Raw genomic sequence first — 12,069 nt, forward strand, 5'->3', positions numbered from 1 at the left:
GCTGAGTAGTACTTGTGCACCATCGGTGCCATCTCTTCCTCTGAATCCACGAGATCCAGTGTCCGTGATGTCCACCGATTGGGGGGAAGCCCCCAGCGTGGACGGCCTTCCGATCGTCCAAGTGACCTTCAAGACACCCGACTGCCTTCCCTGCCCCGACCGGCCCCGGTGCACCCGCTCCACGAACGGTCCCCGAGGCCTGACCTTCCGCCCGCGTCCCCAGTTCGAAGCCCAGCGCCGCATCCGCGCCGACCAGGCCACCGACGCCTGGCGCGATCAGTACGCCACTCGCGCCGGCGTCGAGGGATCGATGGCACAGGCATCGCGCCGCTGCGACGTCCACCACGCCCGCTACCGCGGCCAGCCCAAAGTCCACCTGCAGCACATACTCACCGCGATGGCCCTGAACCTCATCCGCGTCGACGCATGGCTCACCGGCACACCACACGGCGGCAGTTGGACATCCCGCCTCACCGCACTACGACAGACACTCGCCCTCCCCGTGTGAATTGGCCAGCAGGGTCTTGATCGAGGACACCCTGATCATTGGATCGTGAAGATCCATAGGACCGGAGTTCCCGTCGGGGACGTCGAAGTGCACCCCTGAGTTCCGGGCCGCTGCCGTCGCGCTGTACCGCGCGAGCCCGGGGCGTACGTACGCCTCGGTTGCCAAGGACCTGGGCGTCAACCACGAGACGCTGCGGGTCTGGGCACGTGAGGCCGAGCAGGCCGCCGTGCCCGGTACTGCTGAGGCCACCGCCCTATCGGCCAGACCCCGTCCAGCGCCCTGCTCTGCCACGCGGCCAGCTCGTCGACCACCGCGTCGGTGACCTTGCTGATCAGGTCCGGGCTGACCTGGACCCCGTAGATCTGGGCCAGGTGCGAGCGGATGTCGCGCACGCTCATCCCGCGCGCGTACAGCGACAGGATCCGCTCGTTGAACCCCGCCAGCCGCCGGGCGTTCCTGGGCACCAGCTGCGGCTCGAAGTCCCCGTTGCGGTCGCGGGGAACCGCCAACGTCACCGCGCCGACATCTGTCAGCACGGTCTTGGCCGAGGTCCCGTTGCGCGAGTTGCCCGAGCCCCGGCCCGCCGGGTCGTGCTTCTCGTAGCCCAGATGCTCGGACATCTCCGCGTCCAGAGCCCGATCCAGCACCGCCCTGGTGATCTCCGTCAACAGCCCGCCCTCACCCAGCAGGGCCGTCCCGGAGGCATCAGCACTGTCCATCAGCCGCTCGACGACCTCGCCGACCAACGCCTCCCCGGCCGGTCCAACGACCGATTCAGTCTTGTCCGTCATCACTCGTCCGTTCCGCCTGGCCAAAGGCCCGGACACCGGACCCTGGCCAGACTGTCACATCACGGACTTACACGATCTTCCGGACACGCTCTCGGGCGCATCCGGATCACGGAAGGGCCGCAGTCCCGGGGCTGACCTGGTCCCGGGTCATCCCGAGCAGTTCCGAGGCTCGCGGGCCGGCCGAAATGTAGAACGCGACCAGGGCCCGGTCGCGGTGCGAGGACAGCGTCGCGAACAGCTCGTTGAACGCCTGGTCGGGAATGCCGCGCGGAGCCCGCCGGGGCTCCTTCGGCTGGTAGGGGCCCGACGGGCCGGGTGCCGGAAGGGCTGCATCGGGTTGTGGTGGGCGTTGAGGTGCTCGTCCTCGGCTCGCCTGGCCTTCGGGAAGGGGTTCAGCAGCGGCCGGCCGTGCATCTCGCGGTGGTACTCATAGAAGCTTCGGACGACTGCCCGCGCGTGCCGCCGGGTTCGGGCCGCGTAGTGCTCGCCCAGGTACCGCTCGCCGGTCACTGGGTTGATCGAACCAGGTGGTGGACGCACCCAGACTGCAAAGTGCCCATGCCGCCAAAGATGAGCGACCTCCAGACCCCCGAATAGCCCCTGACCAGGCAATACATATCACAGGGCCGTGGACACACGACCCCGACGGCACCTCACGCCCATTCCCCCAGGTCAGCCCCAAGATCCAACCGACCCGTGTGCCTGCCAACTGATGAACTCGGGGTTCAGGGGGCGGCGTTGGCGTCCTTCCACTGCCCGTTGAGGTCGATCATCTCGCAGATGGCGATGTTGTAGCCGCCGGTGGCTGTGGACTGGGAGATGACTTGTCCGTCGACTTCGAGGTGGCAGGAGACGGTCCCTCCGCCTTGGAGCTGGGCGTAGATCGAGTAGTACAACGGTGTGCCGAGGGGCTGGGTGATGTTCATCGGTGTTTGGCCTTGGCTGCTGCTGCCTGCTGGCCCGTACATCACGTTCGCGCCGCTGGAGCCGGTGACGACGTAGGTGACCGTGTCGGGCGATGGTACGGGCTCCGGCGTTGGTGTGTCGGTCGGTGGTACGGACTCCGGCGTTGGAGTTGGCGTGTCGGTCGGGGCAGGCGGCTGCGCTGGAAGGGTGGGGATTGATGGGTAGTTACTGTCGGCGGTGGCAGGGGCGGAGGTGGAGGTGTCGGTGGGACTGGGGGCGTTGATCGCCGTATGGGTGGTGCTAGTGCACGCTGCGAGGGTCAATAGGGCCGCGCAGATGCCTGGAACGAGGATCTTGCGCATAGTTCCAGCGTGCGCCAGCGTGGGTGTGGGCGCTCGCGCGGCGTCGATCTGCACGGTCGCATCCCGCTCGAAGCCTTCGCCGCCGGAGCCGGACCGGTCGTGGCCACCACCGCCGGCGGCCTCGCCGAGACCGTCATCGACAACACCACCGGCTACGGCGCCGCCCCGGACGACCCGCGCTCCCTGGCCCTGGCCATCGGCCGCGCCCTGAACGCGCCCCCGAACGAGGCCGCGCGACTGCGGCAGGCCGGGGAACACCTGGTCGCCGGACGCGACTACACGAACTGCATCACCGGGGTGCTGGCCGCCCTGTCGCCCTGGGCGACCGGGGCCGCGGCGGCGAAACCGTAGAGCGTCAGCGCAACCTGGGCGGCGGCAGTCGCCTGAGCCCGGCCCGGCCCACCCCACCCCAACCGCTCGGCAGCCTCGCCCAGCGGCACCCACACCCGCGGGTAGACCAGGCCGTTGTCCGGGTCCGGCGTCGACGGGAGCCACCGGTCCACCCTGGCCGCGACCCGCAGCTGCGCGAACGCCTCACCGGCATCGGGCCGCACTTCCTGGTAGCCGATCGGGACCACATCGCGCACCGCCACGTCGGCCTCCTCCAGCACCTCGCGCTCCAGCGTCGCCTGCCAGTCGCGGTCGACGTCCTCCGGGGTGCCGCCCGGCAGGTTCCAGCCGCCGGGCATCTCCAGCAGCAGCACCCGGGCGTCCTCGTCCACGATCCACGCGTACACCTGACGCACCGGCAGAACCTCGGGAGCGGGCCAGGAGCGGTGCCACAGAAAGCTCGTCACGCCGAGCCACAGTAGTCCCCCCGAGCACCGTCCGACGCACGATCGCACCCAGCGTCACCCGATGCACCGCACCGCCGAAGGACCTGACGGCGATGGGCGCCGGTCAAGATGTCCGCACGGCACCGGCGATCCGATCGGCGTAGGCGCGGCACGCCTTGCGCCCGGCCGGGGTGCCGCCCTCACCGGCGAGGGCGGCGCACTGCGCAAGCACGACCTGGTGCAACGCGAGCGGGGCAGCGACGCGCACCGAGTAGCCCTGCCCGCGACGGACGGTCCGGCCAGCCCGCAGAACCTCGCGAACGGCGGCGTCCTCGTTGCCCCGAAGGTGGTCGGCGAGCAGACCCGGAACATCGAGGACCACCGCTGTGCCGGGCGCGGGCAGCTGCTGCGCGGGCTCCGCGCCGACAGTGTCGCCCGGGAGCTCGGGGGTGTCGGGCAGGTCGCGGGCGCCGGCGGCGTCGAGCGCGCGGCGGATCGTCCTGGGCGAGACGCCGTACTGCCGGGCGAGGCCCTTCACCGCGGCCCCCTCGCGGTAGGCCTCGACAGCATCGGTCGCCCGGTCCCCGGTGAGCACGGCCGGGCGGCCCAGGGTCTTGCCGGAGGCCGCGGCGGGGATGACGCGCAGGACGGCGAGGACCTGGAGGAGGCGACGCCGCGCCGGGTCGTGGAGATGCTGGGTGACCAGCTGACCCAGCAGGTCGCGCTCTTCCTCCGTGAGCTGGAGACGGGCCAGGACCCCGACAAGGCGCTGGCGCAGCTGCGTTTCTACGCCTCGGTGCACCTGGCGCGCCTGTTCCGGGCCGCCCGCCGGAACTCCGCCGAGCTGCGCCCGGACAGCGGAGCTGATGTCCTGCCGTGGGACGCGGGGCTGGAGGAGTTCGCCCGGTTGGTCGCCTTCATCGACCCGGCCGCGCTGCCGGGTGGGCACCTGGCCCAGGAGGCCGGCCCCGGCCCCGGGGCGCCTGCGGTGCCGTCGGCGGACCCGGCGGTGCGGCTGGGGAGTCCGGACCTGGCGATGCCCCTGGTGGAGCCCGGGCTGTGGCCGCACTGGGATGTCGCGGGGTGGCGGCAGTACGCGACGGTGCTTCGGGTGCGTCATCGGCGGCTGGTGGCGGGCGGGTGGAGCGGGTGGGCACGCGTTGGCTGGCGGTCACCGGCACCCGCTACCTGCACGAGCACGACAGCAGTAGCCATCCGCTGCGCTGGTTCCCCAGCGCCCAGGACGCCGCCGTCGCGGTGTGTGGGCGCTCACGTAATGGGACCGGGGGACGACGAGCGGCTGCTGTCCTTCCGGATCCCCGCGCGAACCGGTGCTTGCCCTCGCACGGAGTGGACCACCCTGCTCCAGCTCCAGCTGCTGCTTTTGCTTGTGTGTTCGCCGTCGCGGCGTTGACGGCGACGAGCGCGACGTCGTCCCGGGCGTCGATCCACTGGTCCCATTACGTGAGCGATTACGGCCTTGCTGGTCCCATTACGTGAGCGCTGACACTGTGAGACCGGCTGAGCCGCAGACACGTGGTGAAGCCATCCTGGGGTGTCCCGCAGGACGGCCCGGTCGGTGACTGCTACTCGCCGCTGCCGAAGTTGCGTCTCACCGTTGGGCGATCCGCCGGGGGCGGCGGGGATGCGGTCCCAGGACCACGCCGCGGCCCGTGCCTCGCGCACGGCAGGCCCGATCACCTTCTGGGCGACGTGGCGGGCATCTGGGCCGTTGCCGCAGTCGGCGTGCCGCGTGCTCGGGGAGGGGAGGTTGACAGGCACCTGCGCGCCTGTCCTGCGGGTGAGGTGGTGTTGACGAGGGAGTGAGGTGTTTCGGGACTATGCGGGGCCTGTGCCTGGTGGCGGGTTGTCGGTGTGTTCGCCGGTGACGAGGTAGATGACGTGTTTGGCGACGGAGACGGCGTGGTCGGCGAAGCGTTCGTAGAAGCGGCTGGCGAGGGTGACGTCGACCGCGGCTTCGACGCTGTGCTGCCAGCGGTCGTCGAGCAGTCGGCGGAACAGGGCGCGGTGCAGGTCGTCCATGGCGTCGTCGTCCTGCTCCAGTTGCAGGGCCGCGTCGAGGTCCCGGGTGGCGATGATGTCGGCGGCCTTGGCCATGAGGCGCTGCGCGAGCTGGCCCATCTCCAGGACGGTGGCGTGCAGTTCGTTGGGTACGGCGCTGTCGGGGTAGCGCCTGCGGACCTGTTTGGCCACGTGCTGGGCCAGGTCGCCGGAGCGTTCCAGGTCGGCGCTGATGCGCAGTGCCGCTACCACGGTGCGCAGGTCAGTGGCGACAGGCTGCTGGCGGGCCAGGACGGCGATGGCGCGTTCCTCCAGGTCGCGCTGGAGCTGGTCGAGCCGGTCGTCGGCCGCGATCACGCTCTCGGCGAGCTGCAGGTCTGCTCCCAGCAGGGCGGTGGTGGCCCGGCCTATGGCCGAGGCGGCGAACCGGGCCATCTGCTCCAGCCCGGTGGTGATGGCGGCGAGCTCCTCACGATAGGCGGCGCGCATCCGGCTCCCTCCCTGGGCCTTCCTGGGCCCGGCGTCGTCCTGCGCCACCTGTAGTGGCTTTCCGGAGATCATCGCAGTGAACCCGCAGGCCCCGTCCTCCGGGATGGACCGGCCTCTGCGCGGGCCGGTCCGCCGTGATGGAGCGGTCAAGCCTGGACCGGCGATAATGTTCTTTTTAGCCCGATATGGCCCGTGACCGGCACCGCCCGGCCCGGCAGCGAAGCGGGATATCGATCAGGGCGAAGGGGGCTGCTTGTGACGGATGCCGGCATCGACTACCGGGCGGTGTTCCAAGGGCTGCCGGGCATGGTGGCGCTGCTGACCCCGCAGCTGGTGTTCGCGGACGCGAACGGGGAGTTCGTGCGCGTGTCGGGCCGCCTCCGTGCGCAGCTGATCGGCCGGTACCTGTTCGACGTCTTCCCCGACAGTCCCGGCAACCCCGCCGGCGGCTCGCGGAATCTGGAGGCGTCGCTGCGGCGGGTGGTGGCCACCGGGGAGCGCGACAGCATGGCCCCGCAGCGCTACGACGTGCAGTCGGTGGAGCGGCCAGGGCAGTGGGAGGAGCGGTACTGGAGCGCGGTCAACGCTCCCGTGCTGGACGAGGGCGGGCACGTGGTGCTGGTGGTGCACCGGGTGGAGGAGGTCACCGAGCTGATCCGCGCCCGCGGTCTGCCCGGAGGCGGCCGGCACCGGGTGCTGGAGGCGGAGCTGTACACCCGGGCCCGGGAGCTGCAGCAGGTCAACGAGCGCCTGCGCGCCGCCCACGCCCGCGAGCGCGAGGTGGCGCTGGCTCTGCAGAAGTCGATGCTCCCGCAGCACAGGCCGCTGCGGCGGCACCGGGCGGCGGTGCGTTACCGGCCCGCGACCGGCGCTTTGAACGTGTGCGGGGACTGGTACGACATCACTGACCTTGTCGGCGGCGACCGCGTCGGGGTCTCGGTCGGCGACGTGGTCGGCCACGGCCTGGAGGCCGCCGGCGTCATGGGCCAGCTGCGCAGCGCGCTCGCGGCCACCTCCCGGGTGGCCGAGGGTCCCGCCCAGGCCCTGGACGTGCTGGGGCGCTATGCGGGTTTCGTGGACGGCGCGGAGTCCACCACCGCGGTGACGTGCTTCATCGACTGGGACACCGGCACCATCACCTACTCCAGCGCCGGTCACCCCCCGCTGGCTCTTCTGCACGCGGACGGCACCGTCACCTGGCTCGACCAGGCCCTGGACCCGCCCCTGGACGCCTCCCCGGAGCCTGGCCCCCGCCCCGAGGCGAGCACCGCGTTCACCCCCGGGGAGGCCCTGGTGCTGTACACCGACGGGCTGGTCGAACGCCGCCACCAGGACATCGACACCGGCCTGCGGCAGCTGGCCCACTCCCTGGCCCGCCACCTGGGCGCCGACCCCGAAAGCCTCGCCGACGCGGTCCTGCGGGACCTGCTGCCGCCCGCCGGGGTCACCGACGACACTGCCCTGGTCGTCCTCCAGCTGTGACCGGCAGGCGGCAGGCCCCGGCCCGGTTCAGGCCACGGCAGGGGGTCCGAAAAGCTGCCGCAGGCGCCCGCGCTGCCGCTCGCTGAGCTCGCCGACCGTGCGGCGCTCGGCGATCCCGAGCTCGTGCATCAGCTGCCCGGCGTGGATCGCGTCGACCCACGGCAGCGCCTCCAGCAGGTCACGCACCGGCAGCGCGTCCACCACCGCGGCGCCACCGTCCAGGACCTGCGCCAGGGACCTGCCGCCGGCCAGCTCCGCGAGCACCCGCGCGCGTTCCCCCGCATCCACACCCCCGGCCTGATCCGCGGGGTGAGAACGCCTGTGCAGGAAGTGCCGATCCACTACCGCCTCCCTTCGACATACCTGGCGAAAGTATGATTCCCCGCCCCGCACGCCGACCAACGTGCTGGCCGGGCGGCCATGCGGGCAGGGACCACAGAACGCATCATCCCGGCTTCTGATGAGGTGTGGGCGCTCACGTAATGGGACCGGGGGACGACGAGCGGCTGCTGTCCTTCCGGATCCCCGCGCGAACCGGTGCTTGCCCTCGCACGGAGTGGACCACCCTGCTCCAGCTCCAGCTCCAGCTGCTGCTTTTGCTTGTGCGTTCGCCGTCGCGGCGTTGACGGCGACGAGCGCGACGTCGTCCCGGGCGTCGATCCACTGGTCCCATTACGTGAGCGATTACGGCCTTGCTGGCCCCATTACGTGAGCGCTGACACGGCCGGACCGTCAGGCAACCGCTCCGCGACCTGCTCACGCGTTGCCGATGATCACCGGGGCAGCAGTGCGGCCAGATCGGCACCGAGTGCGCTGGCGTCGCGGAAGTGGATCGCGGCGATCCCCAACTCGCGGGCGGCAGCGACGTTGTCAGCCCTGTCATCGATGAACACTGCCTCCCCGGGGGCGGCGCTCATGATGTCGACTGCCTGGGTGAATACCGTCGGCTCGGGCTTTGTTGACCCAAGGCGGCAGGAGAAGAGCAAGGCGTCGAAACGGGAGGCCACCTGGGGGAGCAGATCCGGGAGCGCGTCCAGGAGCAGGGGGTCGTTGTCAGTGAGTAGGGCGGTGCGGAGCGGACGCACGCTGTCCACCAGCATCAGCACCTCCGGATCCGGGTCGAAGGCACGGCACCAGATCTCCTGGAGCGCCCGGATGTTCCCCGGAAACCCCAGCTCCTTTTGAATCGTGCGGTGGATCTCCGAGGAGCTATCGAGGCCGAGATCCCACCGCGAGATGAGCCCGGATGCGTAGAGTTCGCTCTCCACCTGCTCCGGAGTGACCCCGCATGCCTCGCCGAGAGCGGCGAGCCGCCGCTCTCGATGGAACCGGCAGACGACGCCCCCGAGGTCAAAGAAGATCACCTTTGGATGCATGCGCTGACGATAGCCGCCCCGTCGTACCGGCAGATGCTCTTGCAGGACGGCGGGCACAACCACGATCCTGCCCGGTCAGCGCCAGCGAATCATGATCATTTCCGGTGAAATTCGGGCCTCACCCGGGATGGCGCATGTCCGGGCTGCTGTCGCGCCGGGGACCCAGGCGGGGCGGGGCGTCACCAAGCGCGTTACCCGAGCTCAGTGGCACGGGCTCGTACGCGGTGGGCAACGTCCGGCACTCGTCCGCGGGTGAGGGGATGTCACGGGGCCGGCTTTTCTCGCGGCTGGCGTCCGGGGCCTGCACAGGCCGCGCCGGGCTGCTCCCCGGTCTGCCAGGGGCCGCGGAGGTGTGTCGTTGAGGGGGCCGTAGCGGGGGCCGTAGGGCCGTCCGTAGTGGGGGCCGTAGGCCCGGCCGTTGGGTGGTTGTGTGGATCTGGCGGGCCTCGGTGTTGCGCCTGCTCAGGGGGCCTGTGTGTCCTCGTGGGATCTCTGACAACCCCCTCTGCGCGCACTCTTCCTGTTGTCCTGTGGGGTGGTGGTGGATGGTGGGTGGGGTGGGTAGGGGCGGGCGGGTGCGCGCGTCGGTGGTTTTGACGGTGGCTGCGCGGGCTGGTTGGTGGTGTGCGCTCGGCGGTGCCGTGCGCGGGGATGTGGCGGGGCGTCAGCGCGGCCTGTGTGCGCGAACGCCTCGTGTGGTGACCGTCGGACGGCGGTCGTCGCGCGCCGTGCTCGGCTCGCTGCCCATCCGTTGCCAGCCAGGGGGCGCAGGGAGTGACCGCGCATCGTCGGGAACACCTCGTGCTGACATCGGGCCCGGCCGAGTTGGGGATTCTCCACTGTCCTTGCCCTCTTCTTCGGCATGATGGGACCACACGTAGACGTGACAGGCCCACAACACGCTGTCACCAGCGAAGGGGCCCAGATGTCAGACGAGATTGCCCCCTCGTCCAATTCCCTCACCGAGCAGCTCGCCAAGAGCCTCTCCTCCGGGGCGGCGGCGAGCGTCGAGGAGCCCGAGGACGACACCTCGGACTAGGGTTCCACGCTGCCGTGCTGACGGAGCAGAACTCAAACAACAACAGGCCCTCGCTCCAGCATGCTGGCTCCACCTGGGGATCTCGATCGTCATCATGATGGACATCGGGGCCCCGGGACCAGGCCGGCTCAGCGGCCCAGGCCTGTACGCGCTGGGCAACGCCCCGGCACTGGTCCACGGGTGACAGGACGTCACGGGGCGGGCCTCTCCCGCGGCTGGCGTCCAGCCGCCCGCACCAGGCCGCGCAGGGCTGCTCCCGGGTCTACCCGGGACCACGGAGGCTGCCTCGATCCCCGCCCCCTGCTCCCGGCAGCCGGCGCGCCGCGCCACCCGATCGGAGTAGCACCGGGATGCCACAAGCCGTGCCGTAGGCCCTGCCGACTGGGGTGCCGTATGGGGTGTTGTATGTCCTGCCGTAGGGTGCGCGCGCCCCTCGGGCGCGGGTGGGTGCTCTGCCTGCTCAGCGGGCCCGCAACGGCACTCCCGGAGACGGACACCCCCTGGTTGTGCCTGGCCCGTGACGGAGTGAAGGGAGGGCGGGCATGGGCGCGCCTGGTGGTGGGAGGTGGCCTCTCTACGCGTGTCGGGCGGCCCGGCCGGGTACGCCGTGGCGGGCCGGCTACTGCTGTGGGATCACGAGCACCTGCCCGGGGTAGAGCTTGTCGGGGCTGGGCAGCATCGGCCTGTTGGCCTGGTAGATCAGGTCGGACCGGCTGGGGTCGCCGTACTGCTGCGCGGCGATCTTCGGCGGGTTGTCGCCGTACTGGACCGTGTAGAACGTGGCCGGGGGCTGGGGGTCGAAGGTATCCGCGTTCAGCGCGGAGACGCCTGCGACGTTTACCGCGGCCACCATGACCTTCGCGGCCGTCTGCGGGTCCGCCACGGAACCGAAGAGGGTCACCGTGCCCGAACCGTCGCTGACACCAGCGGCTGCGTGACGGCGTGCCTGGCTGCTCGTTGGACCGGGGGAGGCCGTCCCTCGTGGCCGTTTGGTGGGGGCCGGTGTGCCGAGTGGTGTCGGTGCACCGGCCCCGCTGCCTCGCCGCGCCTCAGGATCTACATGCACGCGAAGGCGGGTGGGGCCACCGGGATGGCGGGGAGAACGGTTCCTTGTCAGTGCTGGTGAGGATCGCCTCGGCGAACGAGAGGGCCGCAGGAGTGAGCCGTTCGGCGCAGGTGGCCTGGCAGTGGGCGTGGCGGCAGCGCTGGACGTTCACCGCGCGTCAGGTGCCGCTCGCCAGCGAGCCGATCCCGGTCAGCGCGAGTGCGGCCGGATACGACACGTCCGGGGCGATGGTGATCGGGTTTCCGGCGCCAGGCTGCGCCGCTGCACCAGGGCGCAGCGGGCGAGATCGAGGGGTGCGGCCGGCCGCGTTCCGAGGGTCATCACGGTGCCGTCAGCGGCCACCGGGCAACGGTTCGGCGTTCGCTGCGCCCGTGCTGGGTCTTGGGGCCTGGGCGCGGTCGGACGTTCCTGCCAGCGGCCTTGCGCCTGCCCATGTTGGGGTGCTGTCAACGAGGCGAGTGCCAGCCGCCCATGGACGGCTGGCACTCCCGTCGTTGACGGGTCAGATGCCGAGTGCCGGGGCAGCGGTTGTGGGCGTGCGGCGGCGTCTGGCGCGTTGGGCACAGTGCAGCGTCAGGGTCCGAGCAGTCCGGGGTGGTCGATGCTGAATGCCGGGACGCCATGGGGGTAGGCATCTGGCTCGGTGCTGAGGATGACGTGCCCGGCGGGGTGCGACAGGTCTGGCAGGACGCACTGGAGCGCATGGGCCTGTCCGGTGGTGAGTTCGGGGTGTTCATGGGCCAGGACGCCCGCGGCGACGGCGGAGACCTGGCCGAGCGGCAGTACCTGGATGCAGGGCTGGGCGAGGATCGTGGGCCCGCTGCCGGGCAGATGGGTCTCGGCTTCCTGCAGGCACGCCGCCGGCACGAGCACCGGGGTGGCGCCGTCAGTGCTGTTGTCGACAAGCCGGGTCAGCGCGGCGTGCCCGTTCCAGAACGCGCGGACAGCGGTCGCGTCCAGGAGGATCACGCGGCGGCGTCCCCGACCAGCGCGCGCAGACGCTCCAGGACGTTCGGCAGAGCGTCGAGCTGCTCGTCGGAGAGCGCGTGGGGAGTGTGCGCGCGCATCGCTTCCCGGCCCTGGCGGACACGCTCCTCCCGTTGTTCACAGGTGGGGTGCTCGGCTGCCCAGGAGGCGAGCAGGGCTCCCATGGTGGTGCCCTGCTCCGCCGCCAGCGCCGCCAGCTGGTCGCGTGTTCCGGTGTCGACCTGGATCGTCGTCTTCGCCATAGCGCCACTATAGCGGACCGGCC

Annotated in this window: 13 protein-coding genes and 1 pseudogene; 4 read left to right on the forward strand and 10 right to left on the reverse strand. The window is 71.0% G+C overall.

The genetic code is table 11. The annotated features are described in order from the left end of the window. Positions 1–67 precede the first annotated feature (67 nt). On the forward strand, positions 68–508 hold the full coding sequence (locus tag ABH925_RS35440) for a transposase (RefSeq protein WP_370155265.1): 441 nt from the start codon (positions 68–70) through the stop codon (positions 506–508). A gap of 121 nt (positions 509–629) precedes the next feature. After that, the gene (locus ABH925_RS35445) at positions 630–830 is read left to right on the forward strand and encodes a transposase (RefSeq protein ID WP_370155314.1); all 201 of its coding nucleotides are present in this window, start codon (positions 630–632) and stop codon (positions 828–830) included. Here ABH925_RS35445 and ABH925_RS35450 read toward each other — a convergent pair. Then, positions 781–1,299, reverse strand: a pseudogene (locus ABH925_RS35450) (transposase); the annotation flags it as partial. The gene ABH925_RS35445 and the pseudogene ABH925_RS35450 sit on opposite strands and share 50 nt — an antisense overlap. 725 nt (positions 1,300–2,024) lie before the next feature. Then, positions 2,025–2,225 carry a hypothetical protein gene (locus ABH925_RS35455; RefSeq protein WP_370155267.1) on the reverse strand — a complete coding sequence of 67 codons (201 nt, stop codon included), beginning with the start codon at positions 2,223–2,225 and terminating at the stop codon, positions 2,025–2,027. Positions 2,226–2,576: 351 nt separating this feature from the next. Here ABH925_RS35455 and ABH925_RS35460 point away from each other — a divergent pair, with 351 nt between their 5' ends. Further along, entirely contained in the window at positions 2,577–2,918 is a 342-nt protein-coding gene (locus tag ABH925_RS35460; protein WP_370155269.1) for a glycosyltransferase, read from the forward strand. On the opposite strand, the gene ABH925_RS35465 is transcribed toward ABH925_RS35460, so the two are convergent. From ABH925_RS35465 to phoU, 3 genes are all read right to left on the reverse strand, one after another. Next, a complete protein-coding gene (locus ABH925_RS35465; protein WP_370155270.1) occupies positions 2,843–3,364 on the reverse strand; it encodes an NUDIX hydrolase in 522 nt (173 codons plus the stop codon). The genes ABH925_RS35460 and ABH925_RS35465 overlap by 76 nt on opposite strands. 103 nt (positions 3,365–3,467) lie before the next feature. Next, a complete protein-coding gene (locus tag ABH925_RS35470) occupies positions 3,468–4,292 on the reverse strand; it encodes a hypothetical protein (protein WP_370155272.1) in 825 nt (274 codons plus the stop codon). An 890-nt stretch (positions 4,293–5,182) separates the two neighbouring features. After that, complete coding sequence (phoU, locus tag ABH925_RS35475) at positions 5,183–5,854, reverse strand: phosphate signaling complex protein PhoU (RefSeq protein WP_370155274.1); 672 nt, start codon at positions 5,852–5,854, stop codon at positions 5,183–5,185. 255 nt (positions 5,855–6,109) lie between these two features. Here phoU and ABH925_RS35480 point away from each other — a divergent pair, with 255 nt between their 5' ends. After that, entirely contained in the window at positions 6,110–7,336 is a 1,227-nt protein-coding gene (locus tag ABH925_RS35480) for a PP2C family protein-serine/threonine phosphatase (protein WP_370155277.1), read from the forward strand. A gap of 27 nt (positions 7,337–7,363) precedes the next feature. Here the strand turns inward: ABH925_RS35480 and ABH925_RS35485 are convergent, their stop codons facing one another. From ABH925_RS35485 to ABH925_RS35505, 5 genes are all read right to left on the reverse strand, one after another. Further along, a complete protein-coding gene (locus tag ABH925_RS35485) occupies positions 7,364–7,624 on the reverse strand; it encodes an integration host factor (RefSeq protein WP_370155279.1) in 261 nt (86 codons plus the stop codon). 485 nt (positions 7,625–8,109) lie between these two features. After that, a complete protein-coding gene (locus ABH925_RS35490) occupies positions 8,110–8,712 on the reverse strand; it encodes an HAD family hydrolase (protein WP_370155281.1) in 603 nt (200 codons plus the stop codon). Between the two features lie 1,658 nt (positions 8,713–10,370). Then, positions 10,371–10,652, reverse strand: a complete 282-nt coding sequence (locus ABH925_RS35495) for a LysM peptidoglycan-binding domain-containing protein (protein WP_370155284.1) — start codon at positions 10,650–10,652, stop codon at positions 10,371–10,373. Between the two features lie 738 nt (positions 10,653–11,390). Further along, a complete protein-coding gene (locus ABH925_RS35500; RefSeq protein WP_370155286.1) occupies positions 11,391–11,786 on the reverse strand; it encodes a hypothetical protein in 396 nt (131 codons plus the stop codon). After that, positions 11,783–12,046, reverse strand: coding sequence for a hypothetical protein (locus tag ABH925_RS35505; RefSeq protein ID WP_370155287.1), 264 nt, complete (start codon positions 12,044–12,046; stop codon positions 11,783–11,785). The genes ABH925_RS35500 and ABH925_RS35505 overlap by 4 nt, the downstream gene beginning before the upstream one ends. Between the last annotated feature and the right edge of the window lie 23 nt (positions 12,047–12,069).

This window comes from Streptacidiphilus sp. EB129 (assembly GCF_041262645.1).
Classification (GTDB): Bacteria; Actinomycetota; Actinomycetes; order Streptomycetales; family Streptomycetaceae; genus Streptacidiphilus.